Source organism: Desulfofundulus luciae, from assembly GCF_030813795.1.
Classification (GTDB): domain Bacteria; phylum Bacillota; class Desulfotomaculia; order Desulfotomaculales; family Desulfovirgulaceae; genus Desulfofundulus; species Desulfofundulus luciae.
This window is the reverse complement of record NZ_JAUSUX010000015.1, coordinates 25,180-45,762: the sequence shown is the minus strand read 5'-3', so window position 1 is coordinate 45,762 and position 20,583 is coordinate 25,180. Positions and strand designations below refer to the sequence as shown.

Annotated in this window: 17 protein-coding genes and 1 riboswitch; of the genes, 4 read left to right on the top strand and 13 right to left on the bottom strand. The window is 55.6% G+C overall.

The features are described from left to right. Positions 1-35 precede the first annotated feature (35 nt). A riboswitch (cobalamin riboswitch) is annotated at positions 36-317 on the bottom strand. Between the two features lie 305 nt (positions 318-622). From J2Z49_RS09865 to J2Z49_RS09855, 3 genes are read left to right on the top strand one after another with little or no spacing between them, the layout of a single operon-like run. Then, positions 623-1,090 carry a MarR family transcriptional regulator gene (locus J2Z49_RS09865; protein ID WP_307402694.1) on the top strand — a complete coding sequence of 156 codons (468 nt, stop codon included), beginning with the start codon at positions 623-625 and terminating at the stop codon, positions 1,088-1,090. Beyond that, positions 1,047-1,280, top strand: coding sequence for a hypothetical protein (locus tag J2Z49_RS09860; RefSeq protein ID WP_307402639.1), 234 nt, complete (start codon positions 1,047-1,049; stop codon positions 1,278-1,280). Before J2Z49_RS09865 ends, J2Z49_RS09860 begins: the two co-directional genes overlap by 44 nt. A gap of 14 nt (positions 1,281-1,294) precedes the next feature. Next, entirely contained in the window at positions 1,295-1,879 is a 585-nt protein-coding gene (locus J2Z49_RS09855) for an ABC transporter permease (RefSeq protein ID WP_407650081.1), read from the top strand. 2 nt (positions 1,880-1,881) lie between these two features. Here J2Z49_RS09855 and J2Z49_RS09850 read toward each other — a convergent pair whose 3' ends face one another. The 9 genes from J2Z49_RS09850 to cobN all read right to left on the bottom strand — a co-directional run bounded on the left by J2Z49_RS09850 (position 1,882) and on the right by cobN (position 15,229). Further along, positions 1,882-2,595, bottom strand: a complete 714-nt coding sequence (locus tag J2Z49_RS09850; protein ID WP_307402635.1) for an ABC transporter permease — start codon at positions 2,593-2,595, stop codon at positions 1,882-1,884. A gap of 242 nt (positions 2,596-2,837) precedes the next feature. Continuing rightward, positions 2,838-3,674 carry an ABC transporter permease gene (locus J2Z49_RS09845; protein ID WP_307402631.1) on the bottom strand — a complete coding sequence of 279 codons (837 nt, stop codon included), beginning with the start codon at positions 3,672-3,674 and terminating at the stop codon, positions 2,838-2,840. Further along, positions 3,646-4,545, bottom strand: a complete 900-nt coding sequence (locus J2Z49_RS09840) for an ABC transporter ATP-binding protein (protein ID WP_407650079.1) — start codon at positions 4,543-4,545, stop codon at positions 3,646-3,648. Before J2Z49_RS09840 ends, J2Z49_RS09845 begins: the two co-directional genes overlap by 29 nt. A 125-nt stretch (positions 4,546-4,670) precedes the next feature. After that, positions 4,671-5,492, bottom strand: a complete 822-nt coding sequence (locus J2Z49_RS09835) for an ABC transporter ATP-binding protein (protein ID WP_307402629.1) — start codon at positions 5,490-5,492, stop codon at positions 4,671-4,673. A 72-nt stretch (positions 5,493-5,564) separates the two neighbouring features. Next, on the bottom strand, positions 5,565-7,928 hold the full coding sequence (locus tag J2Z49_RS09830; protein WP_307402690.1) for a copper amine oxidase N-terminal domain-containing protein: 2,364 nt from the start codon (positions 7,926-7,928) through the stop codon (positions 5,565-5,567). A gap of 31 nt (positions 7,929-7,959) precedes the next feature. Continuing rightward, positions 7,960-9,015, bottom strand: coding sequence for an ABC transporter substrate-binding protein (locus J2Z49_RS09825; RefSeq protein ID WP_307402628.1), 1,056 nt, complete (start codon positions 9,013-9,015; stop codon positions 7,960-7,962). A 111-nt stretch (positions 9,016-9,126) separates the two neighbouring features. Then, positions 9,127-10,242, bottom strand: coding sequence for a FecCD family ABC transporter permease (locus tag J2Z49_RS09820; protein WP_307402626.1), 1,116 nt, complete (start codon positions 10,240-10,242; stop codon positions 9,127-9,129). Further along, positions 10,221-11,261: an ABC transporter substrate-binding protein gene (locus J2Z49_RS09815; protein ID WP_307402624.1), complete on the bottom strand. Its 1,041-nt coding sequence runs from the start codon at positions 11,259-11,261 to the stop codon at positions 10,221-10,223. Before J2Z49_RS09815 ends, J2Z49_RS09820 begins: the two co-directional genes overlap by 22 nt. Positions 11,262-11,335: 74 nt before the next feature. After that, a complete protein-coding gene (gene cobN / locus J2Z49_RS09810; protein WP_307402622.1) occupies positions 11,336-15,229 on the bottom strand; it encodes a cobaltochelatase subunit CobN in 3,894 nt (1,297 codons plus the stop codon). Positions 15,230-15,537: 308 nt separating this feature from the next. Here cobN and J2Z49_RS09805 point away from each other — a divergent pair, with 308 nt between their 5' ends. After that, positions 15,538-15,771: a hypothetical protein gene (locus tag J2Z49_RS09805; protein ID WP_307402620.1), complete on the top strand. Its 234-nt coding sequence runs from the start codon at positions 15,538-15,540 to the stop codon at positions 15,769-15,771. A 27-nt stretch (positions 15,772-15,798) separates the two neighbouring features. On the opposite strand, the gene J2Z49_RS09800 is transcribed toward J2Z49_RS09805, so the two are convergent. The 4 genes from J2Z49_RS09800 to J2Z49_RS09785 form a co-directional block, all read right to left on the bottom strand. Then, entirely contained in the window at positions 15,799-16,539 is a 741-nt protein-coding gene (locus J2Z49_RS09800; RefSeq protein ID WP_307402618.1) for an ABC transporter permease, read from the bottom strand. Further along, the gene (locus J2Z49_RS09795) at positions 16,532-17,371 is read right to left on the bottom strand and encodes an ABC transporter ATP-binding protein (protein ID WP_307402616.1); all 840 of its coding nucleotides are present in this window, start codon (positions 17,369-17,371) and stop codon (positions 16,532-16,534) included. The genes J2Z49_RS09800 and J2Z49_RS09795 overlap by 8 nt, the downstream gene beginning before the upstream one ends. A 70-nt stretch (positions 17,372-17,441) precedes the next feature. After that, complete coding sequence (locus tag J2Z49_RS09790) at positions 17,442-18,509, bottom strand: ATP-binding protein (RefSeq protein ID WP_307402614.1); 1,068 nt, start codon at positions 18,507-18,509, stop codon at positions 17,442-17,444. A 27-nt stretch (positions 18,510-18,536) separates the two neighbouring features. After that, complete coding sequence (locus J2Z49_RS09785; protein ID WP_307402612.1) at positions 18,537-20,573, bottom strand: putative cobaltochelatase; 2,037 nt, start codon at positions 20,571-20,573, stop codon at positions 18,537-18,539. Positions 20,574-20,583 lie beyond the last annotated feature (10 nt).

The following is a 20,583-nucleotide window of genomic DNA, read 5'->3' as shown; positions in this document are numbered from 1 at the left end:
AAATCAGACCTACCACATCCCTATCCGCGTAGGCAGCATGGTGAAAAAACGGGGCAGGTCTCCTGGCTCGGGTTCATCGGAACTCCACGTCTTCCCATCCAGCACTCACCAATGAACCGTAACATCCAATGGCACGCTTGACAAATAATGAAAACATAGCTTAAGGTTTCATCAATATCATCGGTGAGTGCTGGACAGTGACATTATGTGGGTTCCTTCCCCCTCACAGTGGCGGGACCGCGCCGGATTTGCACCGGCTTCCCTTTTCAGCCTGGCCCCCATCAGAGAAGCAGGACACCCCGTCCACATTATTTAACTGTTAAAAACACAAAAGGTCTTTCCCATTCCGGGGCAGACCTTCGTGGCCAGCATTTCCATTCATACCGGAATTATTTAAAATGAAAATTTCTACTTTGGGATGACTTCTATATCCAACGACCAAATCCTCCTTTAGAAAAAAATTTTTTCGGAGAAGGTTACTATTCAGTCCACCTCATGCAATCCCTGCATGCAGGCCGTCCTTCTTCAAAGATAGTATAACCGACTTTACGCCCCAAATGTGAAATACATTGATCATCAAATTTTTTGATGGTATATTTTAGTTGGGAAGACAGGTGATGTGATGAATAATAACGAGCAGTTGCTCACTGAAAAAATTGCCGATGCAATCTGGCAAATCTGGCGTTGCTGGCGTTTGACGTCCCACCCGGTAAAACAGGGTAAGATTACACCCGAGCAGTACTGGGTTTTGCACATCCTGCACCGGTTTGGGCCACAGCGGATCAAAGACATTGCCGTGCGCATGGGTACCGGCTCAAGCTCGGTGACCATCACTGTCAAGCGACTGGAGCGCATCCTGCTTACCACTCACTATATGGAAGAGGCCGATACAGTCTGTAATCGAATTGGCATACTTAATCGTGGCGAAATGGTGGTTACCGGTACGCCGGCAGAATTAAAGGCAATGACGGGTAACCCCGGTGCTTCCATGGATGATGTATTTACTTATTTTACCGGTAATTTTTTGGATGCAGGGGGAGATTTTCGTGGAATCAGACAGGTTCGCCACATCAGTCGCCGCCTCGGTTGAACCGGCGGCAAAATCAGGCAGCACAGTGCTGCAGGCACTAACAGACATGCTGGTCATCGTCGAAATGGAACTGCGCAAGCTGCGCCACGAACCGACCGAGCTGTTCACCCGGGCCGTGCAGCCTGTGCTCTGGCTGCTGATTTTCGGCCAGGCTTTCAGCAAGGTACGCGATTTGACACAGGCGGGGTAACTTACCAGACTTATATGACCCCCGGCATTCTCTCGCAGTCGGTGATGTTTACAGCCATCTTCTTTGGTCTTTCGACTATCTGGGAAAGAGATATGGGTATACTGCAAAAGTTTCTGGCCATGCCCATACCCCGGGTGGCGCTGGTGCTGGGCAAAGCTCTGGCAGCCGGAGTGCGTGCCTTAAGCCAGGTAACCATTATTTTTCTGCTTGCGTCCATAACCGGCATACCCCTGCACTGGCACCCGGCCCTCCTGTCAGCAGCCGCCGGTGTGGTCATACTGGGAGCCGTATTTTTTGCCACCCTGTCCATGATTATTGCAGCCATTGTTAAAACCCGTGAACGTTTCATGGGTATCGGCCAGTTAATCACCATGCCCTTGTTTTTTGCTTCCAACGCGCTGTATCCCATCTCCATCATGCCCGACTGGCTGCGCGTGGTGGCATCGGTCAACCCGCTAAGCTATATGGTGGACTTCCTGCGTGGCGCCCTTGTTACCGGCCAATTGACCAGCTGGCAGGCGGACGTAGGAGTTTTGCTGGTAGCCTGCACTCTGGCTACAGCAGTGGGCACATACCTTTATCCCAGGGTAGTCGCTTGATCTTATCCATCCAACATTTTCAGCCTGAGCCAGCCCAGGGTAAATAAAACAGCACTCCATCCTCCCAGCACCGCCGCCAGCCACCAGTTGAAGCCGTTCCCGGTCAGGGTGGTGCGCAACAGTTCTGCCGCCGGGGTAAGGGGGAAAAACCATACCACGTGCTGCAAGAATCCGGGCAGGCGCTCCACGGGGATCAGGGTACCACTTAAAAAGGTGACGGGGACAAGGATAAATTCACTGACCAGGGCCTGGTCGTCTAAGGAGCGCAGGCACAGGCCGATGAGCACGCCAAAAGTCCCGAAGCAAAGGGAGGCCAGCAGCATCGTCCCGAAAAAAGGCCAGTTTAGCTTTAAACCAGGGACGAGCAGGAACACCGTTATCAGAACAATCAGGCCGGCTAAAAGGCCACGCATGGCGCCGGCCAGGGTGTAGCCCAGGCAAATGGAAAAATTGCTCACCGGGGCCAGACGGTAGGCTTCAAAACTCTGCCAGTACAGGCGCGTATAGAACATACGTATCGTTACCGAGGTCACCCCGTTATTGAACAAAGCCAGGGCCACCACGCCCGGCACCAAAAAGTCCAAATAGCTCATCCCTCCGGGCATGATCATCTGCAGCCGCCGCCCCACCCCGAATCCAAAGGAGAGCAAAAAGAGCATGGGGGAGAGCATGTAGGTAGCCAGGTAGAGCCAGAACTTGCTCCGCCAGTAGATCATTTCCTCCCAGATAATTGGGTACCATGGGGGTAAAAAGCAGCGAGCCTTTACCCCGCTCGTGGTTGCCGGAACACGCAAACAACATCACATCCCCTACAGATACCGGCGCTTGAATATCTCCGGGTTCTGCCTACCCCAGCTTAAGCCTGCCCCGGCTCACGCTCGACCGCGTGCCTGAGGAACCCAACCGGGACAGCTTCAAAGAGCGGCATTCGAGCAGGCCGTAAAAGCCGCTGCCCTACTTAATCTTTCAACCGCCACCTCAATAAGAAGTAAGCCACCAGGTACAGACCAGCCAACCAGCCCAGACTCTGGAAAAACCACCCCGGCTTACCGGTACCGGTCAGGACAAGAGCGCGCAGGTTATAGGTGGCCGCCGTCAGGGGCAGGCCCCAGCTCAAGCACTCCAGCGGGCCGGGCAGTTGCTCCACCGGAAAAAAGGTGCCGCAGAAAAAGGTCATCGGAAACACGATCAGGTTGGTAAACATCAGTGTATCTTTATCACCCCCGGCGACCATGGCTACGGCCACCGCCAGGCAGGCAAAGGTGAGGCAGATAATCAATAATTGAATAAAGCAGAGAATGGAAAACTGGAAACCCCTGACCAGCAGGGACGCGGTCAGGAACACCAACAGGGAAGTAAGAAATCCCTTGATCCCTGCACCCAGCACGTGCCCGATTAAAAGTGAACTGCTGGAAATGGGAGCCAGCAGGTACTCGTCCAGCACCCGGTAAAAAGTACGCCTCAGGGTAAACCAGTTCACCAGGTCGGCATAGCTGGCCGAAACTGCAGCCATGACCACCAGGCCGGGCACCAGAAAACCCAGATAACTGCCGGTGGCGGTAGCCGCCTTATCGCCCAGGTTCCAGGCAAAAATAACCAGGAAGATCAGCGGCCTGTTCAATCCCCCGATGAGAAAGCGCCACCAGCGACGCCGCCAGACCATCCCCATGGCCAGCACAATGGGCAGCCAGTCCAGGCGGGCTAAAGGCGACCCAACTCTCAAAGAGCTCCCGGCCAGGGGGGCACCCTCACCGGTAGGTAACTTTTTAGACTGAAGCCAGTTCCCTTGCTTCACGGCCGGTCAGCTCCACAAAAACATCCTCCAGGTTGGTACGCCGGACTACCGTATCAAAATCTTTGCTCTGGGCGTATGCCTTTGCTTCGCTCCGGGTGGCAAAGAAATGCCGCTCGGTACCCTGTTCGTTCAAGAATTCCACGCAGTAATTCCCCAGCCTCTCCTTTAATTCCGCCGGCGTCCCCAGGGCGATAAGCCGGCCGTGGTCAATGATGCCCACACGGTGACACAGGCTGTCCGCCTCTTCGATGTAATGGGTGGTCAATAGTACGGTCATCCCGTCCCTGTTCATCAACTGGATTAAATCCCAAATCTTGCGGCGGGTCTGCGGGTCCAGGCCGATGGTCGGTTCATCCAGAAAGAGAATAGGCGGGCAATGCAGCAGGGCCCGGGCAATGAGCAGGCGGCGGGCCATACCGCCCGAGTAATGCTGTACCCGTTCATCAGCCCGGGAAGAGAGGCCTACATAATCCAGCAACTCCTCAATACGCCGCTCCCGCTCAACCCGGGACATCCTGTGCAGCAGGGCATGGAGCAAAAGGTTTTCCCGCCCGGTTAATTCCCGCTCCAGGTTATTTTGCTGGGGCACCACGCCGATGCGCTTCTTAACCTCCACCGGGCAGGTAGCCACGGGGTAACCGGCCACATATAGCTCTCCGGCGGTGGGCCTGGTCAGGGTCGTGAGCATGCGGATGGTGGTGGTTTTGCCGGCCCCGTTGGGGCCTAAAAGGCCGAAGATTTCCCCCTGCAAAACCTGAAAACTCACGCCGGCTACGGCTGTTATACGGCCGTAGTTTTTTACTACGTCCTTCAGTTCGATCATTACCGCCGGCTGCTCTTGTACACAGGTATCGGCTCCGGCACCTTTCAACCTCTCCCGCTCCTTCCACGCCCTTCCTTCAGGCCTCCGGCGACTCATATCCGCCCAGAGGGCATGGAATCATATCCCAGATAAAACTGGTCGACCGGCCCCTCTCAAAGTAGATTTACCAATCGTCATCCCCGAGCAGCCAGAACTACCTTTACCATTCCCTTCGTTCCGGTCATATCCAGCGGCGCCACCGGCGTCACCTGCAGGCCCCACCTGGACTCTGTTACCACTGCTTCGACCCCATATACAACACGAATGTTCTCCGGCGTAAGCACCGTTTTGGGAGTACCGGCGGCAACAATACGCCCGTTATGCAGCAACAACAAACGATCGCTAAAGCGGCTGGCCAGATTGAGGTCGTGAAGCACCATTACCACCACCCGCCCCTGTTCCGTGGCAAGTTCCCGCATCCGCGCCAGAACCTCAAGCTGGTAACGTATATCCAGGGTCGCCGTGGGTTCGTCCAGCAGAAAAACCTCGGGTTCCTGGGCCAGGGCCCGGGCAATAAGCACTTTCTGCCGCTGGCCGCTGGAAAGTTCACCGAGCTGCCGCTCCCCCAGGCCGGTTAAACCCAAATAGGCCAGCGCTCTGGTTACCGCAGCAAGGTCGCCATGGCTAACTCCCCAGGTGAGGTGGGGACGGCGTCCCTGCAGCACCGTTTCCAGTACGGTGCACGGAAAAGCCTGCCCCGTACCCGGTGGGGGCACGTACCCCAAATAGCGGCCCACCTCCCGGCCGCGAAGAGCGGCCAGGTTTTTCCCGTCCAGAAAAACCGTCCCCATACGCGGCTTCAACACCCTGGCCAGGCAGCGCAAAAGGGTACTCTTGCCGGAACCATTGGGCCCTATAATGCCCAATGTCTCGCCGGCCTGTACTTTAAAGGTCACATCTTCCAGAACTGATACGCTTCCGTAGGAAAAACACACGCCCTTAACTTGAAGCCGCACCCCGATTTCCTCCTCTCCTGGATACAGTACCGGGGGTACGCTGGTTTACGGAGCACCCCCGGTACTACCTTATTAACGGATAATCACCTGCTGGGCAGATTCATTCCACTCTGCCTGCAGTCCCAGCGCCTGCGCTACAAAGCGGTATGGTAGCATTGTCCGCCCGTTGACTATTTCCGGCGCTGCATCAATAGAGATGGGCACACCCTGGATGAGATAGGCCTTTTGCCCCACCTTGAACTGGACCACCCGCTTGCCGGCCAGAAGGGTTACGGTCTGATTTGAACCGTCCCACAGGATGTTTTCGTCATTCAGGCCGGCAGCCAGGGCAAGGTACCTCACCGGGGCATAGGTGCGGCCGTTCTTAACGTAAGGCTCCACGTCCATTTCCCTTTCCGTGCCGCCGACTTGATACATTTTGCTGCCAATGGTGAATACAGCCGCCACCCTAATCTGATCTGGGGCAGGAGTGCCACATGTGGCCAGAGGTACTTTCAGTTCATTTAATGTACCAGAAAAAATCCTTTCAGTCTCGCTTAAGGCACTGCCGCTTACTTTCAGATTGACCGCCCCTTCCGGAACTGTTCTATCTACGGTTAACACTATACCGCTGACCGTGATGGTACTACCCTGTGTTTCTGTACCGCTACTTGTTTCAGTACCACTACCGGTTACTCCCACTTCCGTACTGCTAGCGGACTTTTCTTCTGCTTCACCGGTGGGGGAACTTTCAGACTGCACAGCAGATTCCTCAATCGGTTTACTAACAGGGCTAACACTGGATGTCTTGACAGGAATCACCAGCACCCGGTCGCCCTGTTCGAGTCTGATATGAGTGTTGTCCAGAATGAGATCTCCGGTGCTCACTTCCACCACCGGTTTTTGAGCGAAAGTAACGCCTTCAGGTAGCTCAAGCCGGAGGAATGCCGTGGCACCGCCGGCGTCCCTGGCCCGCACAGCACCCGGCATATTTTCGGTAATCGTCAGCTTGCCGCCAGGCTGGCTGGGAACACCAATGCGTACCGTGGTCTTTTCTGCAACCACCGCAACCGGAGGCTGAACATGGGCTACAGTTACGGTACCCCTGGCCCCGGCAGAGCCGCCCACGGTGATATCCACCTGCTCGGGAGCATCCAGAGCCAGGTCAACCGCGGCATATTTGAAGCAAAAAGCGGTTTTCTCAGTACCCGACCTGATCACGGTAAATTTGACTGTTTGTTTGTCATCGCCCACCGGTACGGGACCGCTCAGTTCGCCATTTCCGGCTTCCCTTTTTACTGTGGGATAAGTGTTCCATTTGACTCCTTCAGGTAACGTTAGGGTGATGGTACGACCCCTGGCCAGATCACCGGCCATCCCCTCAGTCACCGTAAACTCTCCTATCCGCTGGTTGCTGTGGCCGGCAACAACATCCGTAGCAGTTTTGCCGTTGACGGCCGCTCCTGCAGTGCTATATTCAGCTACTTCAAGCAGAGCCGGATCAACACCCGGATTGTTACCCTCGTAGCTTACCTCCACCTTACCGGACCGGGCTATGCTTTCGTCCACCGAAACCGTTCCCGAAATAATCACCCGCCCCACCCCGGTATCCTTCGTGGTTTCTTTTTTGATTTGTAAATACAGAACACTCCTGCCACTGGTATCCTCACCCATGGCATAATCAATATCACCTGACTGCCATCCCCAGCTCGGGAGCAGAACTACGGTTTGCCAGGTAAAACCAGGGGAAAGGACAAATTTTACCGTATCCTGTTTTCTGAAATCGGTACCGTTCATTTTAAGAGCCCCGGGGACATTCTCCTTAAGGGTAATATTAGCCACTTTCCCCCCCAGGTCGGTCAAGCTTTCCGGCGAAGCAGCCGTAGCCGTACTTCCACCAATGGAGACATTGGCTACCGTAACTGTACCTGGACTAAACCCGCTGCCTGAAGGAGCATCGAGGGTTACATCTATCTTCCCTGATTCTTCAGGAGGCAGGGCCTTTATGTAGACCTGGTCGAAGTAGATTTCGCACCGGAAAGTAGATGTTGCAGATTTTCTGTTTATTTTTGTAACTTTAAGGCTAAAAGTGTTCAATCCTTCTTTCCACAGGGTAACACCACTGCTGCCCAGAGGAATCTCATCTCCCATCCTGTACACCGTATAATCAACAGCATAAGTGGCATCAGTCACCGACGGCCAGTAGGATGTGCCGCCAGGAAAATACAAGCGCAATTGCTGCAGTTCCACAAAGGAAGGCAGGCTGATGGTAACCCAGTCTCCAGTTTTAATGGAGTTGGCGTACTCTTCTTTAAGCAGTAACGTCCCCAGGGCCACCGTGCTATCAGCACTAACGGTAGGAGTTTGCTGGGCTTTTACTGTTGTATAGGCCGCTGCCGGTCCGGCCGCAGTCAGCAAAAAGCAGAATACGCAAATCAACACCAGAATTTTGCTCATCACGGCTGTCATCCAACCTCCCTTAAAACCTTTATTTGGCCGGATAAACATAAGCCCCTTTAAGCTCTATGCCGAGAAACTTTTTGAGCATCTCTTTGTGGATCGCCTCCGGGTTAACATCACGGAAAAGCTGCGGGTAGAGCCACTTCGCCATGTAAGCCATCCCCACGATCGCCCGCGGCCCGGTGAAGATCTCGCTGGAGAGCATGTAGACCTTCCCCTGCCGCACGGCGGTAATTTTGTTCCAGCCAGGGCGGCGCATCATCTCCGTGCGCTTCTTTTTCATCGCGTCCGCATTCTCCCCGTAACCGCTGGGAACGCTGGTGCTGCACGCTTTAATGATCACCTGCGGGTTCTGGGCCACCAGCCACTCGGAACTTATCTTCGGGTAGGGCGCACGCAACCCGGCACCGATATTCCGGGCCCCGATGCCGTCCAAAAGCTCGGCGCCGCCGGAACCCGGACCACTCAACGTGTAGTCGGTGTACTGCTCCAGGTAGACCAGCGGCCGCTTATTGAGCGGTATTTTCTTTGTCCGCTCCGCAAACAGCTTCTGGTACTTCTCGAAATAAGCAATGTAAGCTTCCGCCTCTTTCCTGCGGTTGAGAATGGTCCCCAGGGTGCGGATGTCCTGTGCCATCGTTTTAAGCTTGTAGCAATCCAAAAACACTACTGGTATGCCCGCCCGCTGGAGCTGTGCTACGACTTCCGGCTTTAAGAAATTGCCGTAACCGAAGACGATGTCGGGCTTGAGCGAGATGATTTTCTCGACACTGGGCGTGAAACTCTTGCCGACGTCCTTTGCTTTTTTCAGCTTTGGCTTGAGTATTTTATCTTCCAGCGTATAGCTGCTCGCTCCTACGATTTTACCTGCGTCTCCGAAGGCACAGATCAATTCGGCCACATCACCGTTTACCTCCACAATCCGCTGCGGCGGGCAGGGAACGCTCACCGTGCGCCCCATGGAATCCTTGATGGTAATCCGCTTCTGAGCCACCGCTTCCCTGTTACCTGTAACCCCCAATAAGGCGACAACAGCTATCAAAAAGCAGGTTAAAGGAAGCAGCCATTTTCTCCCCCTCAGCAAAATTACGTCCCTCCTTACCATCAAAATTTAAAAATTAAGTTCCCCGGCGCCAGAAATACTGTTCCAGGCAGGATGAGCTATCACCCCCCCCTCCCGTTCCGGCCCCTTTTCCTATCCCCACCACTGCCGCTTTTTCTTGATTAGCAGGTAGATGAAGAAGGGAGAGCCCATCAGGGCGGTGATAATCCCTACCGGAATTTCCGCCGGCGCAATGATGGTCCGCGCCAGGGTATCGGCCAGAAGCAGGAGCACCGCTCCCATCAGGCAGGAGCAGGGGATCAAAAACCGGTTGTCGCTGCCCACAAGCATCCGGCAGATGTGCGGCCCCACCAGGCAGATAAACCCGATGATGCCGGTGAAGGCCACCGTAGCTGCAGCAGCAAGGGTAGCCAGAGTCAGGGTATAAACCCTCAGGCGCCCCACATTTATCCCTAAGCTGGCCGCCACCTCCTCCCCAACCCCCAGCACGTTGAGGTCCCAGGCGTACAGGAGGAGTCCGGCCATACAGAGAAGTACCACCGGTGTGAGGAGCGCCACCGTCCGCCAGTCCGCCCCCCAGAAGCCGCCCATCAGCCAGACCACCAGTTCTTTTAAGGCTTCGTTATTGGAAATGTACTTCAAGAGGGAGACGCCCGCCTGAAAGAGGTAACCAATGGCCACCCCGCCCAGAACCAGCGTTTCGGGCGCCATACCCTTAAACCGGGCCAGGGAGAAAGCCAGGAGTGTGGTCAACCCCCCGAAGATGAAGGCGTTGGTAACGATGAGCCAGCGCGATACGTCGAGGTAGTTCCCGCCCACCAGGCCCGTCCCCAGCACGATGGCCAGGGCCGCTCCGAAGGCCGCGCCGCTGGAAAGCCCCATCGTGTAGGGCGAAACCAGGGGGTTACGCAGCACCCCCTGCATCACCGCCCCGGCCCCTGCCAGGCTCATCCCGGTGATGGTGGCCAGCAGAATGCGGGGTAGGCGGATCTCCCAGACCACCGTCTCGGCCAGATCACTTTCCAGGGTTACCGGCACACCCAGATGGGAAAGAATTACCCGCCAGACGTCCGCCACACTTATCCCGGCGGCTCCCACCGCGGTAGCCACCAGGGCAGTAGCACCGGTTAAGCCGAGCAAAACACCGACCAGGAGGATTTTCCGGCCAATGTGGCGGGAATATGCCGTTTTAATAGCACTTATATCTGCCCCCGGACCAGGGCCACCTACTTCAACGGGTAAACCCATACGCCTTTAAGCTCCTCCCCGTAGAACTTCTTGAGCATCTCCCGGTGCACCGCCTCTGGATTCACATCCCGAAAGAGTTCAGGGTGCAGCCACTTGGCAATATACCACTCTCCTGCCGCACCCTGAGGGGCGCAGGTAATTTTGTCACTAACCAGGAACACCCGCGAGTTTTTAACGGCATTGGTGTTCTTGAGAGCAGGGCGGTTCATGATCTGCTGGCGTATTTCTTCAAGCTTTTTAACATCCCCCTTCCAGCCGATGGCCGGAGCACCAACGTATTTAATAATTACATCCGGGTTTTTTGCTGCCACCCATTCTGGAGTTACCTTGGGATAGGAAGAATTCTGGTCAGCAGCTATGTTAATCCCGCCAGCCCACTCAATAAGGGGTTGGGCACCAGACCCGGGACCATGAGTTTTCCACTCCCCAAAACTTGATTCCCAGTAAACCTTCGGTTTATCTTTTTCTGCCAAACCTTTTGTCCGTTTCTTTATTGCCAGCCACTGTTTTTCTAAGTAGCCGGCATACTCCCGAGCCCGCTCCTGGCATTTGAAAACCATGCCCAGTGTCTCAATTTCAGATGCGATCAGTTCAGTCCTGTACCCGTAAATTTTAAGGACAGCAATTCCGGAGCTCAAAAGTCGCTCCCTTAACTTGGGCTCCAAAAAACCTTCGATAACCAGGTCCGGTTTTAAAGCCAAGATTTTCTCCATGCTCGGCGTATTTGAGGATCCCACCGAAGGCAAATTCTTCACATAGTCCGGCCATCCCGTCTTTTCCTGTGTGTGCTCATCGACAGCAACTACCGTATTCTCAACGCCAAGGGCTTTTAGCATCTCAGCAGGGTAGCCCCCCAAAACCACCACCCGCATGGGCGGGCAGGGAACCGAAACTTCGCGATCTTCAATTTGCCCATTAGGGGCAACCAACCGTTCTTTAACGATAACTCTTTGCTTAGATGATTTACCCTGACCGGAAGTACAGCCACTGGCTAGAATAGATACCACCAGCAGTACCACCACTGTTACAGGCAGCCACTTCCTCCAAAAAATCATGATGTGACTCTCCTCTCCCCAGAAACAAAAGCCAAATTTTAACTCCCCAACCTTGCTTTGATCTCCCGCATCTTGGCTCCCCAGTCGGCCACTTCCTCGGCGGTGAGGATGTCGATGGCGCCGCCCTGGAAGTCGCCCTTGATGTCGCCCATTCTCTCCTCCAGCCAGCCTTCGATCTCCAGGTAGTGTTCTTTCAATCCTTCCAGCACTTCGGGATCGGCATTCCACAGGCCCCGCTGGTGGGCCTCCAGCAACCGGCGGGCGATTTCTTCCAGCGCCCAGGGGTTGTGTTCTTCAAAGAAACGGCGGTTTTCTTCGTCCAGGATAAAGGTCCTGGTGATGTCATCGAAGATCCAGTCGTCCACTTCCTGCGTGGTGGCTTCCCAGCCGTAGACCCGGCCAATACGTTTGGAAATGTCCCCGGCGCCTTTATAACCGTGCCGCTTCTGCCCCTCGATCCACTTCGGGTTCAAAAGCTTCGTCCGGACCACCCGCCGGATCTCATCGGCCAGGGTGCGTACTTCCACATGCTCCGGTTCCCTGGTATCGCCGTAGTAGGTCCTCACCTCTTTACCGGAGGCCACCCGGGCGGCGGCAGTCATCCCGCCATGGGTGCCGAAGTAGCAGCAGCAGCCGAAGAGGTCGTACTCGTCGGTAACCACCTTGTTATAGGTTACATCCACCGTCTTCAGGCTGGCCTGCAACTGGCGGAAGGCCTCCTTGCCAAAAACACCCTTGCCGTAGGCGTAACCGTTCCAGTAGATAAAGATATCGGCAAGGTCTTTCTCCTCTTTCCAGGCCGAAGCGTAAACGGCCAGGTTGACGCCGGCCTGGTAGGTGCCGGGCTTCGAGGCAAAGATGCGCAAGGTGGCGTCCCGCCAGGCCTGCGGGTCGTTCTGCCCGTCCAGTCGGGCCAGGGTGTGCTTGCGGACGTAGTTCTGCTCCGGCGGCTCGTCCAGGGCGGCCACGGTCTGGATGGCCTCATCTAAAAGCTCTACGCAGTTGGGGAAGTTGTCCCGGGTAATGCCGGAGACCCGCACGGTCAGGTCAATGCGGGGGCGTCCTAATTCTTCCAGCGGGATTACTTCGATACCCGCCACCCGACCGTTGGGCAGCCACCGGGGACGCACGCCCAAAAGGTAGAACATCTGCCCCAGGCCCTCGCCGTCGGCCCACATAATGTCGTTGCACATCCAGTAAAGGGCAATGTTCTCCGGATAGCGGCCTTCATCAGCCAGGTGTTTTTCCAGAATTTTTTCCGCCAGGCGCTTGCCCACTTCCCAGGCGGCCCGGGTGGGCACCCGGTGGGGGTCCAGGGAATAAAAGTTGCGGCCAGTAGGCAGTACATCGTCCCTGCCGCGGGTGATCAGCCCGGAGGGCCCGGCGGGGATGTATTTCCCGTCAAAACCGGCCAGCAGCGATTCGATCTCCTTAGAACCTTCAATACGCTCGTTCAAATCCAGCACCCGTGGTAAAAGGGCATTTACTTCCGGCAAAGCCTCGGGGCAGACAAACTTATCCCCCAGGACCTCTTGAGCAAAACCCGGATCCACTTCCTGTCCCTTTAAGAACCTGCCAATAAAGGCTTTAGCCGCAGCATCAATTTCTTCCAAGAGGGCACCATAGGACTTGCCGTAACGAGTCGAGAACCTTCCCTGGTCGGCCAAAAGCCCGGCCAGATCCAGATTCATGAGGCCGGCCACGGCCCGGCGCAAAGAGACCTTTTCCCCGGCGTCAAAGCGCAGGATGGAGTTGATGAATTCAATGCGCCGCTCTCCTTCCGGTATCTCGCCGAAGATGTGCTGCCCGTCCTGGATCTGCGTGTTGCGGATGGTGGAAAGCACGGCGTGGGCTTTTTCGGCAATGGCGGCAAAATTATCATGGCCGCCTTCCACGGAAATTTGCTTGTCCAGGTTGGTCTTTTTGATTTCTTCAATAATTAAATGCTCCAGAGTATGGGCCCGGGCCGGGTCGGCCACCCTGGCCTTTTCGTATTCCTCCAGGTAGCGCTCCAGCTCGGCCAGCTCGTCGTAGAGACCACCCCCGGTCATCACCGTCTGCATGTGGTCCACCAGGGTGGCATAGCTCCTCCTTTTGGCAATGGTGCCCTCCGGCGGGTTATCCGCGTTGTAGATGTAAAGGTGAGGGAGGGAACCGATGGCTAAATCCGGGTAACACTCGCCGGAGAGTCCCACGCCTTTGCCGGGCAGGAATTCCAGGTTGCCGTGGGTGCCCACGTGCACTAGGACATCCACGCCAAAGTCCCGCTCCAGGTAGCGGTAGGTGGCCAGGTACTGGTGCGGCGGCGGGATGTCCGGGTCGTGCAGGATTTTGCAGACCTGCCCGTCGCAGCGGGCACCGGCACAGCCCCGCTTCGGCTGCACGCATACCACAGCGTTGCCATATTGAACTCCGGTAATGACGATTTTCCCCTCGTGGACCATGGCCGCGGGTACGCCGTTTTTGGCTTCTCCCGGCGGGGCACCCCAGGCTTCAGTAAGCCGTTCCTTCACCCGCAGAGATAAATGATCAAACCACTGCCGGTACTCTTCTACGGGCATGAGCTTTAACGCCCCGCCCTTGCTGATAATTTCATCGGTGGTAGTCCAGCGGAATTCCGAGATGGCCTTCCGGTTCATAATGGTGTCGATTAACTCTTTGCCGCTGGCGGGAACTTCCACGGAATAACCCGCTTCCTTCATACGGCACAAAATCCTGGTCACGCTCTCCAGGGTGTCCAGGTTGGCTCCGCTGCCCACCGTGGCTTCCACCGAGGCACAGGGGTTGTTGTGGAGGATAAAAGCCACTTTTCGCTCGTGGACCGGCTTTCGCGCCAGTTCAACCCACCTGGACACCCTGTTCACCAGGTGCCGGCAGCGCTCTTCCACGGGCACGCGGATTTCCAGTTCCCCTTCACGCCTGGCTCCGGCAATGAAAATTGGCTCGATTACCCCTTCAAACTCGGGTAGAGCTATACACCAGGCTATATCCCGGTTTAAACCCTGGGGATCCTCTACCCATTCCTCTACCGTGCGGTAAAAGGAAGTTACCGGCTGGAAGACGGGCACACCCAGCCGCTGTAAGAGGGCCACTCCTGAGGTGGCCACATCCTCGCGCAAGAAGTCATCGGTTCGGGTGCGGGCTTCCAAAAAGAAGGAGATCAGCTTGACCATGGCCTTGATACGGGGCCTTCCGTCCTGAGCTAAGAAGTACTGGCGCACCACCTCACCGGAACCCTTCGTACCCAGCCCGTCATCTTTCAGGGAGTAGCAGAAGGCAGGGATAACCCTGAACCCTTCTTCCTCCAGGAGGCGAATTAACAAGTTCTCCACAGCCAGGTTACCGTTTACCCAGTTGTTGCGGGCAAAGAGCAGGCCCACGGTGGGAGCGGAAGCGACCAATGATTCGGGCCAGCCGGCTTGACTGAGGTATGTCTCGTACCAGGACAGGTAATCTTCCACCGTAGCAAAACAACCAGAAGCGGCCGGGTGGTAAATACCCTCCCAGGGGAAGGTAAGCGGCTCGCTGTACTCCAGCCGCTCACCCAGAACTTCGACAGCCAGATACCGGAGCATGTGGGCAAAATTTTCTTTACCGCCCTGAACTATATATGTGTAGCATCTGGAAACCACATCCGGCCCCACTGTTGAAAGGACCCACAAAGCCGGGTCATGGGCCACGCAAACCACGGGCCTGGCCAGTCGTTTTACCGTCTTTTCCAGTTCATCCCAGACAATTTCTGCCGCTGAACGGTAAAGGAAAATCAGGTCGGCCCGGGCCATGTCCTCGAGGGCTTCAGTGAGATCTTCTTTACCCTCATCTAAAAAGCGGGCCGAGTACACCTTAACCTCCAGCACGTCCCTGACCAGCTCCGCGGCCCGCCGCATAGTGGTGGTGTGGCTGTGCCACATCACGGCGGTAACTTTTTTCATGAAATCCCCCCTATCCATACAATAAAAAGCCACGAAGACAATAACCCTCCTTCGTAAAGGAAAGTTCCGCCTTCGTGGCTTATTACTTAAATATTAAGTTTTAAAAGCGGTTATTATTTGAAAATGTCACGAGGTAGCGACTCCGGTCGCCTTTGTAATACGGGTTTAGTTTCCCTCTATTCTACTTAAGGTGGAAATATTCTACTCAAAGTGAAAAATTCCTCCCGGAATAAAAATTTTATTCAGGTATCTTTTTCCGCGGGATGAGGCAAACTTCAGGATAAAAATACTTTAAGGAGGTTATGCACATGAGTTGTTCCAGCATCAAGCACCGTTTTGAAGAAGAAAGGCAAAGGGGTCTCTCTTTTGAACGGGCCATGGAAATGTACCGGGAACTGGAGGGCTCACTAGCAGCTCACCGGCTGGAGCTGGAGGATTTGAAACGGACCAATGCCGATCCGGACCGCATCAGTCACCTGCAGGCACATATAAATGACGGCGAAAGACTGCTCAAGGAGATGAAACAGCTTCACCTGCATTAAGGAAGAGGGCCTTACAGGCCCTCCTCCTTACCTGACCCTTTTCACCACCATTACGCCAGCAACAAACAACACCGCCGCATACCCCGCCAGCACTGCCAGGGATACGGGCAGAAGCCCGTCCCCGCGGGCCAGGGCACGTAAGGCATGGCTGGAGTGGGTTAAGGGCAGCACCTCTATTATATACGCTACGGCCCCGGGCAGGCGGTCAGGGGAAAAGAAGGTACCGCAGAGAAAGGACATGGGCAAAATAACAAAAGTAGAAAAGTTGGCCATATCCTCGTGGGAGTTGATGGTCATGGCCGCCACCACTCCCAGGGCGGCAAAGAGAAAACAGGTGAGGATGACCACCAGGAAAAACCACCCATTTATAGCAAGGTGGGCTCCAAACACAAAAGCCAGGGCCAGAATGATCAGAGAAGCAACCAGCCCGCGCACGGTGCCCGCCAGCACTTTGCCCAGCACAAAAGCACCGGCGCTGATGGGAGCAATCAGGTATTCCTCTAAGGTTTTGTGGTACAGGCGGCTCATATTCAGGGAAACGCCCACGGCGTTAAAGCTGGTATTCATGGCCGAAAGGGCGATAATCCCGGGCACCACAAATTCCAGATAGTTGCCCCCATTCATTTGAATCCCCCGGCCCAGCCCCCAGCCAAAAGCCACCAGATATAAAAGGGGGCTCACCAGCCGGGAAGCAAAGAATTTAACAAAGGTACGCCTGAAAACCACCATTTCCCGCCAGAATACGGTGTAGAAATCGATCTCAATCACCCACCTTACGCCCGGTTAGCTCGACGAAAACATCTTCCAGGTTGGATTCCCGGATTAAAACATTTCCATCCAACTGGCCGGCATAGGCCAGGGCCCTATCACGGCTGGGAAAAAGTTTATAACCGGTGTCTTTGCCACCAAAGGATTCCACCACCACTTCCCCTACTTTTTGCTTTAATTCCCGGGGTGTCCCCAGGGCAATCAACCGGCCTTTATCCATAATGCCCACCCGGTGGCAGAGAACTTCCGCTTCTTCAATGTAATGGGTGGTTAAAAGGACAGTCATGCCTTCACTGTTCATGCGCCGGATTAAGTCCCAGATCTTGCGGCGGGTCTGGGGGTCCAGACCCACGGTAGGTTCGTCTAAGAAAAGAACTTTTGGGTTGTGCATCAATGCCCGGGCAATCATCAACCGGCGTTTCATGCCTCCGGAAAATTTGCTCACCAGATCCCCTGCCCGCTCCCGGAGTTCCACGTAGTCGAGGAGTTCCTCGATTCTTTCCCGCCGGCGGGAAGCAGGAATCCTGTGCAGGCGCCCGTGCAGTTCCAGGTTTTCCCGGGCGGTCAACTCCTGGTCCAGGTTCATATGCTGGGGCACCACGCCGATTTCCTTTTTCACCCTGTCCAGATCCCGCATAACGTCATAGCCATTGATTAAAGCCGTGCCGCCGGTAGGTTTGGTGAGCATGGTCAGCATCCTTATAGTGGTAGTCTTACCGGCACCGTTGGGACCGAGCAGGGCGAAGATCTCCCCCTTTTTTATCTCCAGGTCCAGGCCATCCACGGCGACAATGTTTCCGTAATGTTTGGTCAACTGGCGAAGCTCAATCACTCTGCAAACCTCCGGCTCAATGTCACTGCACGTAAAAACCGGCCACACCCTCCCTGCACGCGTCGTCATATTACCGGTGGCTGTGGCCGTGGTGATAATCGTGAGCATGGCGTGCTTTTTGTCCGCCCATGATCACCTGTAGCTTCTCCCGGTCAATATCCAATTCCTGGAAAGGCTTGCGACGCATGCGGTGGAGCAGGGCCAGGTTCACCGAACTGTGCACATCATCGCGGGTAACCTCGGTACGGCCGGCCAGGGCGGCCATGGTTTTGGCCGCCTTCATCATCACCAGGTCGGCCCGGTGGCCGTCCACACCCATTTCAATGGCTATCTTTGCGATCAGATAAAGCATTTCCTCCGGGATTTCTACCTCCGGCAGCAGTTTTTTAGCCGCCACGATTTGCCGGCGTAACTTTTCCTCTTCCCCCTCCCACTGCCTGGTAAACCCTTCGGGATCTTCTTCAAAAGCAGCCCGGCGCCTGATCACCTCCACCCGCAGCTCCGGGTCCATAATACCGGTGATATGTACACAAAGGCCGAAACGGTCCAGCAACTGGGGCCTCAGTTCTCCCTCCTCCGGATTCATGGTGCCCACAAGAATAAATTGTGCCGGGTGGGTGAAGGAAACCCCTTCCCGCTCCACAGTGTTTACTCCCATAGCTGCGGAATCCAGCAACACATCGACCACGTGATCGTCTAAAAGGTTTACCTCGTCCACATAAAGAATACCCCGGTTGGCCTGGGCCAGAACACCCGGTTCGAAGTGCTTTTCTCCCTTTTTGATGGCCTGCTCAATGTCCAGCGTCCCCACCACCCGGTCTTCAGTGGCTGATACGGGCAGGTCCACCACCCGCATTTTTCGCCTGGCCCGGGGCAGTTCCTCGCCCGCGGCAAGGCGTTGCCGGCAGTCCATACACATGGTGGTGATATCATCGGGGTCACAGCTAAAGGGGCAGTCGGCAACCACATCGATCTCCGGTAATAATGCCGCCAGAGCCCGCACGGCGGTGGATTTGGCGGTGCCCTTTTCCCCCCGGATGAGAATGCCGGATAGTTTGGGGTTGACGGCATTTAACAACAAGCCTTTTTTCATCTCTTCTTGCCCGACGATGGCTGAAAAAGGGTAAATATATTTCATTTTATCCATCTCCCTTAATCCAGGATTTCAAATAATCTCTCGCACTGCCTGTACCAGAGTATCGGCCTTTAAATCATCTATTTTGTAATATTCAGCCCCCAGGGCAAAAGCAAGCTCCCGGGCCAGGCCAAAGGTAACAAAGCCGTTCTTTTCCACGTCCACGACCAGGGTTTTAATTCGTTCCTCATCGCGGATCATTTCCGCTACCCGACGGGCCTCGGCCAGGGGCTTATCCTGACCCATGCTAACATTCGCCCGCCCATCGGAGATAAGAATCAAAAGAGGCGATATGTTTGGGTCCTTGTACAAGTGGGCCCTGGCTACCTCATAAGCCTTGAGCAGCCCGGCGGAAAGCGGGGTTTTCCCGCCGGTGGGCAGTTCTTCCAGCAGCTTATAACCCATCTCCACGCTACCGGTGGGCGGCAGCAAAATTTCTGCCGCATCCCCCTTAAAGGCCACCAGACCAATTTTATCCCGCTTCTGGTAAGCATCTAATAAGAGGGATAAGATGGCACCCTTGGTTTCCACCATGCGCTGCTGCGCTCCCATGGAGCCGCTTGCATCTACGACGAAAAGCAAAAAGTTCCCGATGCGCTTTTCCCGCACTTTTTCCCGGATGTCTGCCGGTGTGAGCGCCACAGCCAGGCCATTCTTTTCTCGATAAGCCTGATAGGGAGCCGCCGCCCTTAAGGTGGCGTCAAAGGCCAGGTCGTTGTTTTTGCGCTGCATGGTACTGCGCACATATCGCCCGGCCCGGGTGGCCGTTCTGGTGCGGGAACGGCGCCCGGACCCTTTTCGCAACAGACGGTCCCGGTCATAAGTAATGCGCCGGACCGGAAAGGGCTGCCCCACAGCAAAGACCACATCCTGCGCAGTTGCGGGAGGAGAGGAAGCCTGATCCGGCTCTTGATCCTGTGTTGACGACTCCTGGTCCCGCGATTCCTGTTGTTCTGCCGATCGGCTATCTTCAAAAGGTTCCCCGGCCGGGGCCTCTTCGCTTTGTTCCGGGTTTTGTTCCTGATGATCTTCCTCTTGCGGCGGTTCCGGTTCCTCTTGAGGCGGTTCCGGCTGCTCCGGAGGCAGTGGAGGAGCTTCCCTCGCCCGGTGTGGAAGAACCAGCTCTGCCGCTTCCAGGATGTCTTTTTCGGTTACCTCTATCCGGCCGTCGAAGGCGGCAATAGTCCGGGCAGCAGCGGCCATGACAATATCGGCCCGGTGCCCGGCCGCCAGGGCTTCCATGCTCAAACGGGCAGCCAGGTATAACAGATTCTCCGGGATGGTAACCCGGGGGAGCAAAGCGCGGGCGGCAATGATTTTCTCCCTTAACCTTTGTTCTTCAGGAGCCCAGCAGGCCAAAAAAACCATTGGATCCGCATCAAAGGCCTCCCGGCGGCGGATGATTTCCACCCGTTGCTCCGGGTCGTCCACCCCCTCAATTTGCACACAAAGGCCGAAACGGTCCAGCAACTGGGGCCGCAGTTCTCCCTCCTCCGGGTTCATGGTGCCCACCAGGACAAACTCCGCCGGGTGGGTATATGAGATGCCTTCCCTTTCCACCACATTCACGCCCATAGCCGCCGCATCTAAAAGGACATCCACAATATGATCATCCAGCAAGTTGACCTCATCTACGTAGATGATTCCCCGGTTGGCCCGGGCAAGCACCCCGGGCTCGAAACGGGGCCGGCCGTGCTTAATGGCGTATTCAAAGTCCAGGCTGCCCACCACCCGGTCCTCGGTGGCCGAAACAGGCAGATCAATGACCTGCACCTGGCGGCTGGTTCTTTCCAGCTTCCGGCCGGCCGCCAACCGTTCTCTACACCCGGGACAAAGGCAAGCAAGGTCATTGGGATCGCAGTTAAAGGGACACCCCACCACCACTTCAATTTCCGGCAACAGGGCAGCCAGTGCCCGCACGGCGGTGGACTTGGCCGTACCCTTTTGCCCGCGGATGATAATTCCCCCCAGGCGGGGGTTAATCGCATTCAAGATTAACCCTTTTTTCATTTTTTCCTGGCCCACAATGGCCGTAAAGGGGTATGTTACCCGCTGAAAAACCGACATAAATGGACCC